This window comes from Actinomyces israelii, assembly GCF_030253495.1.
GTDB lineage: Bacteria > Actinomycetota > Actinomycetes > Actinomycetales > Actinomycetaceae > Actinomyces > Actinomyces israelii.
Genome location: NZ_CP124548.1, coordinates 2,747,178 through 2,763,224, shown reverse-complemented (window position 1 = coordinate 2,763,224; position 16,047 = coordinate 2,747,178). Strand labels below are relative to the sequence as shown.

The window sequence follows — 16,047 nt, the reverse complement described above, 5'->3', positions numbered from 1 at the left end:
CCGGACGCCTGGACACCCCCGCCACCCGACCCGCCCTGCGCTCTTCGGGAGTCAATCATCTAGCCTGGGGCCGTGACCGACAACGCCGCCCAGGACCCGGCCGGGGGCTCGTATGCGAGCGCCGACAGGCCGATTCACGCGATCATTCCCGCCGGCGGCGCCGGCACCCGGCTGTGGCCGCTGTCCAGGCGCCGCCGCCCCAAGTTCCTCCTCGACCTGACCGGCACCGGTCGCACCCTCATCCAGGGCACTGTGGCGCGCCTGGCGCCCGTGGCCGCCACGACGACGATCGTCACCGGCGTCGCGCACGTGGCCGCCGTCGCCGACCAGCTGCCCGGCGTGGGGCGGGACAACATCCTGGCCGAGCCCCTGCCCCGGGACTCCATGGCGGCCATCGGCCTGGCCGCCGCCGTCATTGCCGCGCGCCACGGCCGCGACGCCGTCGTCGGCTCCTTCGCCGCCGACCACACCATCGCCGACGAGGCCTCCTTCACCGGCGCCGTCCGCCAGGCCGCCGCCCTTGCGCGCGCGGGATGGGTGGCGACCATCGGCATCGAGGCGACCGGCCCCTCCACTGCCTTCGGCTACATCCACTGCGGCGATGCCATCGGCGTGCCCGGGGCCCCGGACGGGCGCCGCGTCCTCGGCTTCACCGAGAAGCCCGACGCCCACACCGCGGCGCAGTACCTGGCCACGGGCGACTACCGGTGGAACGCCGGCATGTTCGCGGCCCGCGCGGGCGTCCTGCTGGACCACCTCGCCGCCCAGCGGCCCCGGCTCGCCGCGGGCATCGAGGCGATCGCCGCCGCCTGGGACGCGCCCGCGCGCGAGGAGGTCCTCGCCGCGCGCTGGCCGGGCCTGGAGGCCGTCGCCATCGACCACGCCATCGCCGAGCCCGTGGCCGCCGCCGGGGGAGTGGCCATGGTGCCCGCGGCCATGGGCTGGGACGACGTCGGCGGCTTCGACTCCCTGTCCGCGATCGTGCCCGCGCGCACCTGGGGCCCGGCCGACGGCGTCGCCGTGCTGGACGACTCCGCGGCCGGCGGCCCGGCGGCCGACGTCGAGGCCGCGGACTCGCCCGGCGCGCTCGTGGCCTCGACCACCGGCCGCAGGACCGTGCTGCTGGGCGTGCCGGGCGCCGTCGTCGTCGACACCCCCGACGCCCTGCTCATCACGACACCCGAACGGGCCCAGGCGGTCAAGGGCGTCGTGGACCGGCTGCGGGCCGAGGGGCGCGAGGAGCTCCTGTGAGCGCGCACCCGGCGGGTTCAGCAGGCTCTGCCGCACCGGCTGCCGGCGTCGCCCCGACTGCCCCCGCGCCGGACGACGCTGTCTGGCAGCGGCTGCGCGCCCTGGCCGCCCGGGCCATGGAGCGCGCCTACGCCCCCTGCTCCCGCTTCCGGGTGGGGGCGGCCGCGCTGGTCGAGGACGGCAGGCTTGTGCCGGGATGCAATGTGGAAATGTGGAGAACGCGAGCCACGGCGTGACCCTGTGCGCCGAGTGCGGCCTGGTGAGCGAGCTGGTCCGCACCGGGGGAGGGCGGCTGGTGGCCCTCGTGTGTGTGGACGGGCGCGGCGAGCCCTGCGCCCCCTGCGGGCGGTGCCGCCAGCTGCTGGCCGAGCACGCCGCGCCCGGCATGGTGCTGGCCGTGCCGGGCGGGATCATGACCATTGACGAGGTCCTGCCCGGGCGCTTCACCGACGCCGACATCGCCGCCGTCGTCTCCCCGCGGGCCGGCTGGCCCCGCCCGGGCGCCGCCCGCGGGCTCCCGAGCCCTTCGACGCCGTCGAGATCATCGCCGCCAAGCGCGACGGGGCCCGCCTGAGCGGCCCCCAGATCGACTGGGTCATCGACGCCTACACGCGCGGCGTCGTCGCCGACGAGCAGGTGAGCGCGCTGGCCATGGCGATCTACCTGGGCGGGATGGACCGCGCCGAGACGGCCCGGTGGACCGGCGCCATGATCCGCAGCGGCGAGCGCATGGACTTCTCCCGGCTGGGCCGCCCCACCGCCGACAAGCACTCCACCGGCGGGGTGGGGGACAAGACCACCCTGCCGCCGCTTCTTCGCCGGAACCGGACCGATCTCGACGCGGAACTCGACCGATCTCGGCGAAGGGGGCCGCGGGGCTGGTAGGGGAGCGCCCGACCCGCCCGATCGGCCACAGCCCCCGCACGGTCACGGCGCGCCGCTAACCTGCTGTCGTGAATGACCGCCATGCCGGCCCGCCCGCGGGCGGGCTCAGAGCGCGCGTGTCGAGCTCGCGGCTGCGCGTGGGCGCCTTCGCGACGCCCGGCGACGCCGTCACCCTCACCCAGGGAGACTCCACCACCTGCGGCGCCACCGTCGTCCTGGCCGCCCGGCTGCTCCTCGGCACGACAGGCGCGGCGGACGGTTCCGCCTCCGGCCCGACCGGCCTCTCCGGCCCGACCGGGTCGCTTCCCGGCCTGCGCCTGACGCGGGCCCTGCACGCCGAGCAGCGCCGCCTCCAGGCGCGCATGAACCGCCGCTCGGGCGGGCCGCTCGGCCCGCTGCCGTGGACCCGCCGCCTGGGGTCGACGCCGTGGGCCGTGGCGCGCGCCCTGGGCGAGGAGCCCGGCCGCGCCGTCCCCGCCGGCTCCGTCGGGGCCGCCTACCGGGTCCGCTGGGTCCGCGAGGGCGGTCCCCGCTGGCCGGACGACGCCGAGCGCATACGCCGGGCGCTGGACGCCGGGCTGCCCGCGGTCATGCTCGTGGGCGGCCCCCTGGTGCGCCCCCGCCCGGGCGGCGCAGGGCCGGTGCGCGCGCTGCGCAGGGCCGCAGCAGGGCTGACTGCGCTTCCCCCGCTTGCTGCGCATCCTGTGCTGCCCCGCCACTACGTGCTGGCCCTCCCGTGGCGGCTCGCCGGCCAGGACGACCCCGGTCCGGGGCGCGTTCACGTCTACGAGCCGTCGTCGGGCTCCGTGCGCGTCCTGGACCTGCTCGCCCCGCGCGACCCCGCCGCCCCGGGCCCCCGCGAGCTCGGGTACTGGCCGCGCATCCTGGCCCTCATCACCCCGATACCCGCACCGAGAGGACGACCATGACCACCCGCGCCGAGATCGCCGCGATCATCGACCACACCCTCCTGGCCCCCGAGGCCACCGGCGCCCAGGTCGCCGACCTCATCGCCCAGGCCGATCGGCTGGGCGTCTGCGCGGTGTGCGTCTCCCCGAGCCGGCTGCCCGTCCGGGTCCCGGCGGGCCTGGCCCTCGCCACCGTCTGCGGCTTCCCCTCCGGCGCTCACGCCAGCGCCGTCAAGGCCGCCGAGGCGGCCGACGCCGTGGCCAAGGGTGCGGACGAGATCGACATGGTGGTCAACCTCGGGCTGGTCAAGGAGGGGGACGCCGACGGTGTCGAGGCCGACATCCGCGCCGTGAGGCGGGCCTGCGAGGGCGCCCTGCTCAAGGTCATTGTCGAGTCCGCCGTCCTGACCGACGCCGAGATCGTCGCCTGCTGCCGGGCCGCCGGCGCCGCCGGCGCCGACTTCGTCAAGACCTCCACCGGCTTCCACCCGGCAGGGGGCGCCACCGTCCACGCCGTGGAGCTCATGCGCGCCACCGTCGGCGACCGGCTCGGCGTCAAGGCCTCCGGCGGCATCCGCACGGCGGCCGACGCGCTCGACATGGTCGCCGCCGGTGCCAGCCGCCTGGGGGTGTCCGCCTCGCTCGCCATCCTCGAGGGCCTGCCCGAGTGAGCCTCGCACGGACGCACAAGGTTTAGGCGACCCTCATCTTGAAAGTTTCGGATTTACGAAATAATCTCCCGTCTCATGAGACCCATATTCACTTGCGGACGCCGCACGGCAGCCACCCTCGCCTCCCTCGCCCTTGCCACGGCGGTCCTTCCCCTGACCGCCTGCGGGTCCACGTCGTCGGGCGGTGACGACTCCGCCATCAAGGCGGTCGCCTCCACCACCCAGATCTGCGACTACATCACCCAGCTCGCCTCCGGTGGCCAGGACGACGGCCTGTCCTTCGACCGCACCGGCACCGACGGCACCACCGAGCACTTCGGCGCCGACACCGCCAGCGCCAAGACCCACCTGACCCTGACCTGCCTGCTGGCCCCCAACGCCTCCGCCCACGAGCACGACATGACCGCGGAGCAGTCCAAGGCGCTGTCCGAGGCCGACCTCTTCTTCGTCTCCGGGGTCGACCTGGAGCACTTCCTGGACGACGCCGTCACCTCCACCGGCTTCAAGGGCACCATGGTCGTGACCTCCGGGGTCTACGGCGCCGCCGATGTCGATGACCTCGACGCCCAGCTCGCCAAGGAGAAGGACCTGCCCTACACCGTGGACCGCGGCTCGGACAAGGTGGAGGTCGCCAAGTGGCCCTTCCCGCCCGAGGACGGGGAGAGCGAGCCCGAGTTCCGCTTCGACCCCCACGTGTGGACCTCGCCCAAGAACGCCATTACCCAGGTCAAGAACATCGGTGCCGCCCTGGAGAAGGCCTCCCCGGAGTCCGCCGACCTCCTGAGGTCCCACACCGACAGCTACATCAAGCTCCTGACCGACCTCGACGACTGGGCCCGCGCCAGCCTGGAGACCGTCCCCTCCGGCAAGCGCGTCCTGTTCACCAGCCACGACGCCTTCGGCTACTTCTCGGCGGAGTACGGCGTGACCTTCAAGGGCGCCGCCCTGTCCGACTTCAACGCGCAGCAGGACGCCACCGCCGACAAGATCACCGAGACCGCCAAGGCCGTCAAGGCCTCGGGGGCCGTGGCGATCTTCGCCGAGAACTCCAACAACCCCAAGTCCGTGGAGAAGGTCGCCGCGGAGGCCGGCGTCAAGGCCATTATCGGGGAGGAGGCCCTGTACGGGGACTCGCTGGGCGTCGCCGGCTCCGACGGCGAGACCTACATCGGCTCGATCCTCCACAACGTCACCAACCTCACCAAGGCCTGGGACGGCACCGTCAAGGACATCCCGGACTCGCTGAAGGACTGGACGCCCACGCAGACGGAGGTCAAGTGACCTCAGCCGACTCCCGGTCGCGCGGCTCGGCCGGCACCTCCCGTGAGGCGCCGGCCGAGCCGGTCGTCGTCCTCGACGACGCGGCCTTCGCCTACACCTCGAGCCCCGTCCTGACCGGGGTCACCGGCACGGTCCTGCCCGGTGAGGCCCTCGCCCTCATCGGCCCCAACGGGTCGGGCAAGACGACGCTCCTGCGCGGCCTGCTCGGCATGGTCCGCATCATCGCCGGCAGCCTGCGCGTCAACGGCGCCGCCCCCGGACGCGCGCCGCGCGGCTCGATCGGCTACGTCCCCCAGGTCGCCGACCTCGACCCGAGCTTCCCGGTCACCGTCCTCGACGTCGTCCTCATGGGCACCTACTCGCGGCTGGGACTCCTGCGCCGCCCCGGCCGCGCCGAGCGCCGCCGCTGCCGGGAGGCCCTGGACAGCGTGGGGCTCAGCGAGCTGGCCTCCCGGCACTTCGGCACGCTGTCGGGCGGTCAGCGCCAGCGCGTGCTCGTGGCCCGCTGCATTGCGGCCGAGCCGCGCCTGATCCTCCTGGACGAGCCCTTCAACGGCCTCGACCAGCCCAACCGCAACGCCCTGCTCGACATCATTGCGCGACTCAAGGAGCACGGCATCGGCGTGGTCGTCTCCACCCACGACCTGGTCCTGGCCCGGCAGACCTGCGAGAAGGCCGCCCTGCTGGCCGGGCGGCAGATCGCCTTCGGGCCCCGCGAGGAGGTCCTGGTGCCCGCCCTCATCGAGCAGGCCTACGGCGGATCGGGCTCGGACCGCCTCGTCGAGCTCGACCCGGCGGCGCTGGAGAAGCGGGGCGCGGCGGACAGAGGGGGCGAGGAGCGGTGAGCGCGGCAGTCAGGGCCTTCGCCGACCTCGTTGAGAACCTGCGGCACCTGGGCGCTCACATACCGGGCGTGGCCCCGTTCGCCTCCGCGCCCTACCTGTTCAGGCCGCTGCTCATGATCGTGCTGCTCGGCGGCGTGTGCGCCGTCGTCGGCACCCTGGTCAACCTGCGCACCACCGAGTTCACCGCCGAGGCGATGGTCCACGCCGTCTTCCCCGGCATTGTGGCGGGCGCCGTCTACGGCGGCATCGACCGGATCGTCCCGGCGGCCGGCGCGGTGGCCGTGCTCGCCGCCGCCGTCCTGACCTGGGTGACCAACCGCGCGACCCGCCGCTCCGCCTCCGAGGCGGGCACGGCGGTGGTGCTCACCAGCTTCTTCTCCATCGGCATCGTCCTGTCCCTGGCCAAGGGGGACTTCTCGGGCCAGCTCGAGGCGCTCATGTTCGGGCGCCTCCTGGAGGTCACCGACCTGCGCCTGGCCCAGGCCCTCCTCATGTGCCTGATCGCCCTGGTGGCCGTGGCCGTCACCTGGAAGGAGCAGGTCGCCTACGCCTTCGACCCCGTGGGGGCCCGGGCCGGCGGCATGCGCCTGCTCGTGCTCGACCTGGTCCTCAACATGGCGGTCGCCGCGGTCGTCGTCTCGGCGTCCACGGCCGTGGGCACGCTCCTGGTCATCGGCTACCTCGTCATCCCCGGTGCGACCGGGCGCGTGCTGGCCGGGCGGGTCGCCACCATGGTGGCCGTCGCCCTCGGAGTCGGCATCGGCGGCGGCTGGCTCGGGCTGGCGATCGCGATCGCGCCGATGCCCCACCCCGTCTCGCCGCAGGCGGCGGTGGCCCTGACCACGACCGCCCTGTTCCTGGTGGCCGCGGCGCGCGCCTGGCTGCGCAGCCGCATCCGCCACCGCCGCCCGGGTCGGAGCCGGGTCCCGGCCCCGGAGCGCGGCGGCGCGCGCCCCGGTGAGCGGCACGCCGAGGAGGAGGCGGCGGCATGAGCGTGAGCTGGAGCGTGGTGGCCCTGCCCCTGGTCGAGGTCGTCCTCATGGGGGCGTTGGCCGGCATCGTCGGGGCCCTGGCGCTGGTGCACCGCCGGATCTTCTTCACCGAGTCCCTGACCCACTCCACCTTCCCCGGCGCGGTCGCGGGCGTGGTCGTGGCCGCGGCGCTGAGCCGCTCCCTGGCCGGTCAGCGGGCCGACTACGACCTGCTGACCGCCGCCCTGTTCGTCGGCGCCGTGCTCATGTGCCTGCCCATGATCGCCCTCATGCGCTGGCTGTCGACCATCCCGGGACTGACCTCCCAGTCGGCCGCCGGGATCGTGCTGACCTTCGGCTTCGCCCTGGGGTACTTCCTGGCCAAGTGGTTCGCCCCGCTGCCGCTGAAGGTCGACGGGTTCCTGACCGGCTCGGTGCTCAACATCGGCACCGCCGACGTCGCCGTGACCGCCGCGGTCCTGGTCGGGGCGCTGGCGGTCCTGGCGGTGGCGGGGCGCTTCCTGGCCTTCTACGGCTTCGACCCGGTCGGCTACCGGGCCGCCGGGCTGCGGCCCGGGCCCGTCGAGGCGGTCCTGATGATCCTGATCTGCCTGACCATTGCGGCGCTGGTCCCCGCCGTCGGCACGATCCTGCCCATTGCCCTGGTCGCGGCGCCGGCCGCCGCGATCGCCCCCTGGTGCTCCTCCATGCGCTCGCTGGTGGTCGGGTCGGCGCTGCTGGGAGCCGCCACCTGCGTGGCGGGGATGTGGCTGGGGGTGGCCCTGAGCCTGTCGGTGGGCGGCGTCATCGCCGCGACGGCGGGCGCGGTCTACCTGCTGGCCGCGGCCGCGCGCCGGCTGGCGCTCACAGGCCGAGCACCCCGTGCAGGTCGGCCTTGATCGACTCCAGGCGGTCGGCCGCGGTGCGGCGGGCCACCTCGACCGGGTCCTCGACGGCGACCGGCACGACGACCTCGCAGTAGCACTTGAGCCTCGGCTCCGTGCCCGAGGGGCGCACGACGACGCGGTCGTCGGCCGCCGTCTTGAAGATCAGGCCGTCGGCCGGCGGGAGCCTCCCGCCGTTGCCGTCCGAGGCCCCGTCCATCAGGTCGAAGACGTCGACCACGGGGGAGCCGGCCAGTGAGGCGGGCGCGCCGCCGGCGCGCAGGCGCTCCATGGCGGCGGAGATGAGGTCCGGGTCCTCCACCCGCACGCTCAGGGGGCTGGTGGCGTGCAGGCCGTGCTCGCGCGCCAGCCGGTCGAGCAGGTCGGCGATCGATCGGCCCTGCTGCTTGAGCACGCTGGCCAGCACCGCCAGGCGCACGGCCGCCGAGATGCCGTCCTTGTCGCGCACCGCGGCGGGGTCCACGCAGTAGCCCAGCGCCTCCTCGTAGCCGAAGACCAGCCCGGGCACCCGGCAGATCCACTTGAAGCCGGTCAGGGCGTTGCGGTGCCCCAGCCCGTGGGCCTGCGCGATCCTGCGCAGCATGCGGGAGGAGACGATCGAGTTGGCCAGGATGCCGGTGCCCGTGAAGGCGGCGAGCTCGGCGGCCTGCTCGCCCAGGACCGCCCCGACCTCGTCGCCGGTGAGCCGGCGCCAGCGGCCCGTGGTGTGCTCGTCCGGGATCGCCGCGCAGCAGCGGTCGGCGTCGGGGTCGTTGGCTATCACGAGGTCGGCGCCGACCCGGCGGGCCAGCGCGAGGGCCATCTCGAGGGTCCCGTCCTCCTCGGGGTTGGGGAGGGCGACGGTGGGGAAGTCGGGGTCCGCCTCGAACTGCTCGGGCACGACGACGACGTCCAGGCCCACACGGCTCAGGGCGTCGCGGCACACCGGTCCTCCCACTCCGTGCAGGGCGGTCAGGACGACCCTCAGGGGCGCGACGGCGCGCATGCGCGCCGACTTCGCCGCGCGCCCGGTGTACTCCTCGACCATCTCGGACCCCAGGGTCCGCCAGCCGGAGTCGGGCATCGGCACCTCGGCCAGGGCGCCGACCGCGGCGATCCGCTCGGCGATCTCGGCGTCGTAGGGCGGGGCGATCTGCGCGCCCTGGCCCGGGCCGGTCACGGCCCTCCCGCCCAGGTAGACCTTGTACCCGTTGTCCCGGGGCGGGTTGTGGGAGGCGGTCACCATGACCGCGGCGTCGGCCCCGAGGCGCCGCAGGGCGAAGGCGAGGACGGGGGTGGGGCAGGGGGAGTCGAACAGGAGGGCGCAGCCGCCGGCGCCGGTGACCACGGAGGCCGTGTCTCGGGCGAAGACCTCGGAGTTGTGGCGCGCGTCGTAGCCGATGACGACGGTGAAGCGCTCCCCGAGGGCCTCGCGCAGGTAGGCGGCCAGGCCGGCGGCGGCGCGGATGACGACCACACGGTTCATCCGGTTGGGGCCGGCCCCCAGCCGTCCGCGCAGGCCGGCGGTGCCGAAGCGCAGGGCGTGCGAGAACGCGTCGGCGAGGGCGGCGGTGGCCTCGGCGTCACCGTCCTGGTGAGCGGCCAGCAGGGCGGTGAGCTCCTCACGGGTGGCGGAGTCGGGGTCCTCGTTGATCCAGGCAGTCACGGCGACGGTGTCGAGAGAGCGATCCGGAGGGGTCATGGTTGCGACGCTACCGTGAGCCGCCTGCCTCGAACCGGGACAATGACGGCCCTCACCAGTGGTGCCTAACACAAGAATGTGAGGCGGTCGACCTCCGGCGCGCTCAAGAATTCGCGGGGCCCGCACGGGGGCGGCGGGGAGGGGGAGCGCGTGCCGCTCGGGCTCGAGCTCGAAGCCGGGCGCCCGGTGGGACGTCGGGACGATCCGCCAGCCGGCGGCGACCGGCCGGGCGCGCTCCGGGTTGTCCTCGCGCGGGATCCGGGCGGCGTCGAAGGGGGGCCGTACCGCCTCACCGTACCCTGGGCCCATGACTGACGCATCCCTCCCGGGCCGGCCGCCCGGCGGCCCCGCCGTCGGGCCGGTCGCGCTGCCCGACCCGGCCGGCGACCTCGGCGCCCTCGCCCTGGCCCTGGTGGACGTGCCGAGCGCGTCCGGCTCCGAGGCCCCGCTGGCCGGCGCCGTCCAGGCCGCCCTGGCGGCGAGGCCGCACCTGCAGGTCCTGCGGCACGGAGACACGGTGGTCGCCCGCACCCGCCTGGGGCGCCCCGAGCGGGTCGTCGTCGCCGGCCACCTCGACACCGTCCCGGTCTCGCGGCGCACCGGCAACGTCCCGGGCCGCCTGGAGGAGCGCGACGGGCAGACGGTCGTGTGGGGCCGCGGCAGCGTCGACATGAAGGGCGGGGTCGCCGTCGGCCTGCACCTGGCCGCGACCCTGGCCGCGCCGCGCCGCGACGTCACCTGGGTCTTCTACGACAACGAGGAGGTCGTCGCCGAGCGCAACGGGCTCGGCCGGGCGCTCGCGGCCCACCCCGACTGGTTCGAGGCGGACCTGGCGGTGCTCGGCGAGCCCACCGGCGCGGGCATCGAGGGCGGCTGCAACGGCACCCTGCGCCTCATCCTGGACGTGCCCGGGCGGGCCGCGCACTCGGGGCGCGCCTGGAGGGGCGCCAACGCGATCCACGCCGCCTCCGCTCTCGTCGAGCGGGTCAAGGCGGCGCCCCTGCGCACCGTCGAGGTCGAGGGCCTGGCCTACCGGGAGTCCTTCAGCGTCGTCCGCATCGAGGGCGGTGCGGCGGCCAACCCGGCCAACCCGGCCAACCCGGCCAACCCGGCCAACACGGTCCCCGACCGCTGCCGCGTCACGGTCAACTACCGCTTCGCCCCCGACCTGGCGGCCGAGGCGGCCCTGGCCCGCGCCAGGCGCATTCTGGCGGGGCTCGACGCCGATGGCGGCGAGGCCGACCCGGTCATCGACGCCGGCACCGGGCCGGTCGCCGTCGAGGTCGACGACCTGTGCCCGGCCGCCCGGCCCGGGCTCGGCTCCCCGATGGCGCGCGAGCTCATCGCCCTGGTGCGCGAGCGTGGGGGAGGGATCGGCCCCAAGTACGGGTGGACGGACGTCGCCCGCTTCTCCGCGGCCGGCGTCCCCGCCGTCAACCTCGGCCCGGGCGACCCGATGCTGTGCCACACCGACGACGAGCACTGCCCCGTCGCCCAGATCGAGGCCGTCGCTGGCGTCCTGCGCGCGTGGCTCGCGTGAGGGTCCGGCCGGCCGCGCCCGGGGACGCCGCGCGGGCGTGGGCGGGAGCCGACCTGCTGGCGGACCGCTGGGCGGCCGGCGGCGGCCGCCCATCCCTGGTGGCCGAGGACGAAGGCGGCCGGGGGCGCGTCCTGGGGCACTGCCGCGGTGTCGACAACCCGTTCCACCCCGGTTCGCGCACACTCGTCCTGGGCGTCGCCCCGGCGCTGGACGATGCCGCGGCCCGCCGGGTCGCGGATGCCCTCGTGGCGGCCCAGGCGGCCGTGTCCTCCCGGCCCCTGCGGCTCAGGATCACCGAGGAGGACCGGCTGCTCCGCCGCGCCGCTGCCGTCGCCGGCGGCGTCGTCGAGCAGGTCCTGCCGCCGTGGCGCCTGCGCGTGGGCCCCGCCCTGCGCTCGTGGGCCGCGCGGTGGGACGCGCACGACGGCTACGGGGGCGCCCGGCGCCCCAGGGCCGTGGAGCGCGGGGACGCGGCCGCCGTCGTCCACCTGTGGGCCGGGCACTATGCGGCCCAGCACGCGCGCTGGGCCCCCGCGGCTCCCGCCGAGGAGCTCGCCGGGCTCTTCGCCGAGGACCTGGCCTGGGGAGCCCCCGGGTGCTATGAGCCCGCGCGCTCGCGCGTGCGCATGCGGGGCGGCAGGGCGGCCGCCGCCGCCCTGGTCTGGCCGGCCGAGAACGACGACGCCCGGGAGGTCACGGTCATGGCCCTGCCCCGCGAGGGGGCGCAGGCGCTCGCCGACGCCGCGCGGTGCCTGGCCCGGGTGGTCGATGGCGCCGAGGACGGCCAGACGCTCCTGGTCGACACCCACCTGACCGAGCCGTGCGAGCGGCGCCTCATGGGCCCTCTGCACCGGCACCTGGCCTCCTGCGGCGAACCGGCCGCGGGAGGCTGGACCCTCCTGGTCGCGCTGCCGGTGGCCGGCGGAATCACCCGGCCCTTCGCCGTCGGGCTCCTTGAGGGCTGGGACGCCCCGGCCTGGGTCAGGGGCGCGCTCGCCGGCGCCGGCGGATGCTGACAGTCCTCACGATGTTGACACCGTGCGCCCGGCGGTGGGGAATCATGCTCCCATGACACGCGAGACCTACCGCAAGGGGCCCGTGCTGCTGCGCGGGACCCAGATCCCCGCCCGGACCACCGATGCGCGTCTGCTGGACCGCCGCGGCGACACCGACTGGCTGCACTCCGACCCCTGGCGCGTCCTGCGCATCCAGTCCGAGTTCGTCGAGGGCTTCGGCGCCCTGGCCGAGCTGGGGCCGGCGATCAGCGTCTTCGGCTCGGCGCGCACCGCGGCCGGCGACCCGGCCTACGCCCTGGCCGAGCGGATCGGGGCGGGGCTGGCGGACAGCGGCTACAGCGTCATCACCGGCGGGGGTCCGGGGATGATGGAGGCCGCCAACAAGGGCGCCCACGAGGCCGGCGGCGTCTCGGTGGGGCTCGGCATCGAGCTGCCCCTGGAGCAGGAGATGAACGACTACGTCGACCTGGGCATCAACTTCCGCTACTTCTTCGCCCGCAAGACGATGTTCCTGAAGTACTCCGACGGCTTCGTCGTCATGCCCGGGGGCATGGGCACGCTCGACGAGCTCTTCGAGGCCGTCACCCTCGTCCAGACCGGCAAGGTGTCCACCTTCCCGATCGTGCTGGTCGGCTCGGGCTACTGGAGGGGGCTGGTGGACTGGATCCGCGGCACCCTGGTCGAGACCGGCACGATCTCGCCCGGCGACGTCGATCTGCTCCCCGTGGTCGATACGGCGCAGGAGGCCATCGACTACGTCGTCGACGGCGCGCGGCGGCTGCGGGCCGAGGAGGCCGCCAGGGGGCCGCGGGGCCTGGGATGAGCCCGCCTGCGCGAAAAGCACCGAGCATAGTTTAGCATTCGTGGACTTAACCACGTTTCCCTCAGTAGCGGCGCCGCCGTGCCGTAGAATGACCTGGGCAGTGCGGTGATGGATCCGCGATACAGCACTGAAAGGGGAGCTCATGGCTGCCATGAAGCCCAGGACCGGCGACGGGCCTCTCGAGGTCGTCAAGGAAGGCCGCTCGATCATTATGCGCGTACCGCTGGAGGGCGGGGGCCGACTGGTCGTCGAGATCACACCCGATGAGATCAAGGAGCTCCAGGAGGCGCTGGCCTCCGTGAAGTACTGATTCTCGGCCCGCGCTGCAGGCGGCAGCGGCCGCAGCCAGGGCGAGGACCGGGTCCGCGAGGCCCGGTCCTTGTGCTGTGTCCTCCCCGAGCCCTCCCCGAGCCCTTCCCGAGTCCTCTGCGATGAGCCGCCTCAGGCCTGGCGCACGGCGACGAGCAGCCCGTCGCCCACTGGCAGCAGCGAGACGAGCACGCTGTCGTGGTTGCGCAGCGTCTTCCCGAGCTCCCGCGCGGCGACGGTGGTGGGGTCGCGGCGGGCCGGGTCGGCGACGTGGTCGTTCCACAGGGCGCGAGTGATGGCCAGGACCCCGCCGACGCGCAGCATGCGCAGCGCCGCCCCCGCCAGCTTGGCGGACTCCTCCGGATCGACGTCGAGGACGACCATGTCGTAGGAGCGGGCCGCCATGCGGGGCATGACGTCGGAGGCCCTGCCCCGGATGATTCGCGTGCGCGCCCCCGGGTACCCCGCGGCCTCGAAGGTCCTGCGCGCCTCGCGCTGGAGCTCGGGCTCAAGGTCGATGGTCGTCAGCACGCCGTCCACCCCCATCCCGCCGAGCAGGCACAGGCCCGACACGCCGGTGCCGGTGCCTATCTCGGCCACGGACTTGGCGCCCACGGCTGCGGCGAGCATCCGCAGGGCGGCGCCCGTCGCCGGGGAGACGGGCGCGATGCCGAGCTCGATGCCGCGCAGCCTGGCCTCCGCGGTTGGCTCGTCCTCATGAGGGAACTCCTCGGTGTAGGACCAGCTCAAGGTCTTGTCGGCGCTCACCGTTCCACCTTCCGTGCTGCGACTGGCGGTCGCGTAGGACCGGGTCTGCCCGTGCGGGCCCGGGGCGGGACGGGCGCGGGCGCTCTCATTGTTCCAGGTCGCGGGCCCATCGCCGACATCGCCCCTGGCGATGCGGGCACCGGGCGCTGCGCCCGCGCAGCGCCCGGTGCCCGCATCGTCCGTCGTGCGTCCCTGTCGTTGGCTGCCGTCGTGGGTCCCTATACTATCGGCGTGCTAGGCATCTCAGGTCCCGAGTTCCTCGTCATCATCCTGGTGGCGGTCATCGTCGTGGGTCCCCAGCGCCTGCCCGAGTACACTCGCAAGCTGACCCAGGCCGTGCGCCGTCTGAGGGTGTTCCTGGACGACGCCAAGGAGCAGATCGCCGAGGAGGTCGGTCCCGAGCTGACGGACCTCGACCTGTCCGACCTGGACCCCCGCAACTATGACCCGCGCAAGATCGTGCGCGACGCCCTGGGCGAGGACCTCGACGCCATCCGCAAGGACCTGGCGACTCCGTTCCAGTCGGTGGCCAAGACGGCCGAGGAGACGGCGGACGGCATTGTCAGGACCGGCTCGACGAAGTCCCTGACCCGGATGATCGACGACAAGGCCGAGCAGACGCGCCGGGCCCGCAAGGAGAGTGCGGAGCAGGACGCGGCTGAGACCGAGGCGCAGGGCCCGGCCGAGGCCGCTGCCGGGTCGGAGGCCGAGGCCGCCGCGTCGCCCGCCGAGGACGGAGCCCGGGAGGCCGTCGCACCCGACGCCGACGCCGCCACTGCCGACGACGAGGAGCCGGACGCGCCGTTGTCGGGCGAGGCCGGGCCGGACGCTGCGCCCGAGGAGCCCGAGCCCGCTGAGCCCGTCGCCCCGGAGCCGGTGCCCTCGAGCCTGGTCGAGGAGAGCACGAGCGAGGCGGCGCCCCGGGTGCGCCCCATCTCCCCGCGCGAGATCGTGCGCGCGGCCAACGCCGCCGCCCGCACCCGGGCCGAGGCCGCGGCCGCCGTCGTCGACGGCTGAGGCTCAGGGCCGAGCGCTCAGGTGGCGACCTTCAGGCTCAGCCTCCGGCCGGCCAGCCCGCGGGAGCGGTGGGCGAGCCTGCGCGCCACGCTCGCCAGCTCCAGGGCGGCGGGCGCGTCGGCCGCGGGCCTGCCGTCCTCGGCGACGGCGGCGGGCACGCCGCCGTCCGAGCCCTCCCGCAGGCGGATGTCCAGGGGGAGCTGGGCCAGGAGCGGCACGTCGTAGCCCAGGGTCCGGGTCAGCGAGTCGCTGACCGTCCTCCCCCCGCCGGAGCCGAAGATCTCCAGGCGCGAGCCGTCGGGCTGCGGCATGTAGGACATGTTCTCGATGACGCCGACGACCTTCTGCTTGGTCTGGGCGGCGATGAGCCCGGTGCGCTCGGCGACCTCGGCGGCCGCGGTCTGCGGCGTGGTGACCACCAGGATCTCGGCGTTGGGCAGCAGCTGGGCCACCGAGATCGTCACGTCCCCAGTGCCGGGGGGCAGGTCGAGCAGGAGGACGTCCAGGTCGCCCCAGAAGACGTCGGAGAGGAACTGCTGGACCGCCCGGTGCAGCATGGGGCCCCGCCAGACGACCGGCTGCTTGGACTCCACGAACATCCCGATGGAGATGACCTTCACCCCGTGGGCCACCGGCGGGACGATCATGCCGTCCAGCTGGGTGGGGACCCGGTCCACGCCCAGCATGCGGGGGATGGAGAAGCCGTAGATGTCGGCGTCGACGACCCCCACGTTCAGGCCCTGGGTCGCGATGGCCGCCGCGAGGTTGGCGGTCACCGAGGACTTGCCGACCCCGCCCTTGCCGGAGGTCACCGCGTACACGCGCGTGAGGCTGCCCGGCTGGGTGAAGGGGATGACCGGCTCGGCCGCGCCCCCGCGCAGCCGGGTGCGCAGCCCGGCCCTCTGCTCGTCGCTCATGACGCCCAGGCGCACCTGCACCTCGGTGACGCCCTCGACCCCGCCGACCTCACGACGCGCGTCCGCGGTGATCGTGTCCTTGAGCGGGCAGCCGGCCACGGTGAGCAGGACGCCGACGGTCACGGCGCCCGTCTCGCTGATCTCAATCGATTCGACCATGCCGAGATCGGTGATCGAACGGCGGAGCTCGGGATCGATGACTCGGCCCAGAGCCTCACGAACTGCGTCTTCGGTGGGTGCGGACATAGCGCCATCCTAT

The 16,047-nt window shown here is 74.6% G+C and carries 15 protein-coding genes and 2 pseudogenes; 14 read left to right on the top strand and 3 right to left on the bottom strand.

Translation table 11 applies throughout. The features are described from left to right. Positions 1-72 precede the first annotated feature (72 nt). From AIF0345_RS11490 to AIF0345_RS11450, 9 genes and pseudogenes are all read left to right on the top strand, one after another. Entirely contained in the window at positions 73-1,251 is a 1,179-nt protein-coding gene (locus AIF0345_RS11490; protein WP_285296222.1) for a mannose-1-phosphate guanylyltransferase, read from the top strand. 116 nt (positions 1,252-1,367) lie between these two features. Continuing rightward, positions 1,368-1,825, top strand: a pseudogene (locus AIF0345_RS11485) (cytidine deaminase). Continuing rightward, a pseudogene (locus AIF0345_RS11480) lies at positions 1,738-2,058 on the top strand (thymidine phosphorylase); the annotation flags it as partial. The pseudogenes AIF0345_RS11485 and AIF0345_RS11480, both read left to right, overlap by 88 nt. Positions 2,059-2,204: 146 nt before the next feature. Continuing rightward, on the top strand, positions 2,205-3,065 hold the full coding sequence (locus tag AIF0345_RS11475) for a hypothetical protein (protein ID WP_268918342.1): 861 nt from the start codon (positions 2,205-2,207) through the stop codon (positions 3,063-3,065). Beyond that, positions 3,062-3,715 carry a deoxyribose-phosphate aldolase gene (deoC, locus tag AIF0345_RS11470; RefSeq protein ID WP_285296221.1) on the top strand — a complete coding sequence of 218 codons (654 nt, stop codon included), beginning with the start codon at positions 3,062-3,064 and terminating at the stop codon, positions 3,713-3,715. Before AIF0345_RS11475 ends, deoC begins: the two co-directional genes overlap by 4 nt. 75 nt (positions 3,716-3,790) lie before the next feature. Then, positions 3,791-4,996, top strand: coding sequence for a metal ABC transporter substrate-binding protein (locus tag AIF0345_RS11465; protein WP_285296220.1), 1,206 nt, complete (start codon positions 3,791-3,793; stop codon positions 4,994-4,996). Then, positions 4,993-5,841, top strand: coding sequence for a metal ABC transporter ATP-binding protein (locus tag AIF0345_RS11460; protein WP_285296219.1), 849 nt, complete (start codon positions 4,993-4,995; stop codon positions 5,839-5,841). Before AIF0345_RS11465 ends, AIF0345_RS11460 begins: the two co-directional genes overlap by 4 nt. After that, entirely contained in the window at positions 5,838-6,833 is a 996-nt protein-coding gene (locus AIF0345_RS11455) for a metal ABC transporter permease (RefSeq protein WP_285296218.1), read from the top strand. The genes AIF0345_RS11460 and AIF0345_RS11455 overlap by 4 nt, the downstream gene beginning before the upstream one ends. Next, on the top strand, positions 6,830-7,711 hold the full coding sequence (locus AIF0345_RS11450; protein ID WP_268918347.1) for a metal ABC transporter permease: 882 nt from the start codon (positions 6,830-6,832) through the stop codon (positions 7,709-7,711). Before AIF0345_RS11455 ends, AIF0345_RS11450 begins: the two co-directional genes overlap by 4 nt. Here the strand turns inward: AIF0345_RS11450 and AIF0345_RS11445 are convergent. Then, positions 7,677-9,398: a phospho-sugar mutase gene (locus AIF0345_RS11445; protein ID WP_285296217.1), complete on the bottom strand. Its 1,722-nt coding sequence runs from the start codon at positions 9,396-9,398 to the stop codon at positions 7,677-7,679. The two genes, AIF0345_RS11450 and AIF0345_RS11445, sit on opposite strands and share 35 nt — an antisense overlap. Before the next feature lie 307 nt (positions 9,399-9,705). On the opposite strand from AIF0345_RS11445, the gene dapE reads away from it, so the two are divergent. The 4 genes from dapE to AIF0345_RS11425 all read left to right on the top strand — a co-directional run bounded on the left by dapE (position 9,706) and on the right by AIF0345_RS11425 (position 13,087). After that, positions 9,706-10,938 (top strand): succinyl-diaminopimelate desuccinylase, encoded by a 1,233-nt coding sequence (gene dapE, locus AIF0345_RS11440; protein WP_285296216.1) that lies wholly within the window; start codon positions 9,706-9,708, stop codon positions 10,936-10,938. After that, positions 10,935-11,954: a hypothetical protein gene (locus tag AIF0345_RS11435; RefSeq protein WP_285296215.1), complete on the top strand. Its 1,020-nt coding sequence runs from the start codon at positions 10,935-10,937 to the stop codon at positions 11,952-11,954. Before dapE ends, AIF0345_RS11435 begins: the two co-directional genes overlap by 4 nt. Before the next feature lie 52 nt (positions 11,955-12,006). Then, positions 12,007-12,777, top strand: coding sequence for an LOG family protein (locus AIF0345_RS11430; protein WP_043561072.1), 771 nt, complete (start codon positions 12,007-12,009; stop codon positions 12,775-12,777). 142 nt (positions 12,778-12,919) lie between these two features. Further along, the gene (locus tag AIF0345_RS11425) at positions 12,920-13,087 is read left to right on the top strand and encodes a DUF3117 domain-containing protein (RefSeq protein WP_084682413.1); all 168 of its coding nucleotides are present in this window, start codon (positions 12,920-12,922) and stop codon (positions 13,085-13,087) included. Between the two features lie 131 nt (positions 13,088-13,218). On the opposite strand, the gene AIF0345_RS11420 is transcribed toward AIF0345_RS11425, so the two are convergent. After that, on the bottom strand, positions 13,219-13,854 hold the full coding sequence (locus AIF0345_RS11420; RefSeq protein ID WP_043561069.1) for an O-methyltransferase: 636 nt from the start codon (positions 13,852-13,854) through the stop codon (positions 13,219-13,221). 231 nt (positions 13,855-14,085) lie between these two features. Between AIF0345_RS11420 and AIF0345_RS11415 the strand changes: the two genes are divergently transcribed. Further along, positions 14,086-14,871: a twin-arginine translocase TatA/TatE family subunit gene (locus AIF0345_RS11415; protein WP_285296214.1), complete on the top strand. Its 786-nt coding sequence runs from the start codon at positions 14,086-14,088 to the stop codon at positions 14,869-14,871. Positions 14,872-14,888: 17 nt separating this feature from the next. On the opposite strand, the gene AIF0345_RS11410 is transcribed toward AIF0345_RS11415, so the two are convergent. Beyond that, complete coding sequence (locus AIF0345_RS11410) at positions 14,889-16,034, bottom strand: Mrp/NBP35 family ATP-binding protein (protein WP_285296213.1); 1,146 nt, start codon at positions 16,032-16,034, stop codon at positions 14,889-14,891. Between the last annotated feature and the right edge of the window lie 13 nt (positions 16,035-16,047).

Excerpts from the sequence above, each read along its gene's own strand:
- AIF0345_RS11410 (WP_285296213.1), bottom strand. The coding sequence starts at position 16,034 with ATGTCCGCACCCACCGAAGACGCAGTTCGTGAGGCTCTGGGCCGAGTC.
- dapE (WP_285296216.1), top strand. The coding sequence starts at position 9,706 with ATGACTGACGCATCCCTCCCGGGCCGGCCGCCCGGCGGCCCCGCCGTC.
- AIF0345_RS11465 (WP_285296220.1), top strand. The coding sequence starts at position 3,791 with ATGAGACCCATATTCACTTGCGGACGCCGCACGGCAGCCACCCTCGCC.
- deoC (WP_285296221.1), top strand. The coding sequence starts at position 3,062 with ATGACCACCCGCGCCGAGATCGCCGCGATCATCGACCACACCCTCCTG.
- AIF0345_RS11425 (WP_084682413.1), top strand. The coding sequence starts at position 12,920 with ATGGCTGCCATGAAGCCCAGGACCGGCGACGGGCCTCTCGAGGTCGTC.
- AIF0345_RS11430 (WP_043561072.1), top strand. The coding sequence starts at position 12,007 with ATGACACGCGAGACCTACCGCAAGGGGCCCGTGCTGCTGCGCGGGACC.
- AIF0345_RS11450 (WP_268918347.1), top strand. The coding sequence starts at position 6,830 with ATGAGCGTGAGCTGGAGCGTGGTGGCCCTGCCCCTGGTCGAGGTCGTC.
- AIF0345_RS11445 (WP_285296217.1), bottom strand. The coding sequence starts at position 9,398 with ATGACCCCTCCGGATCGCTCTCTCGACACCGTCGCCGTGACTGCCTGG.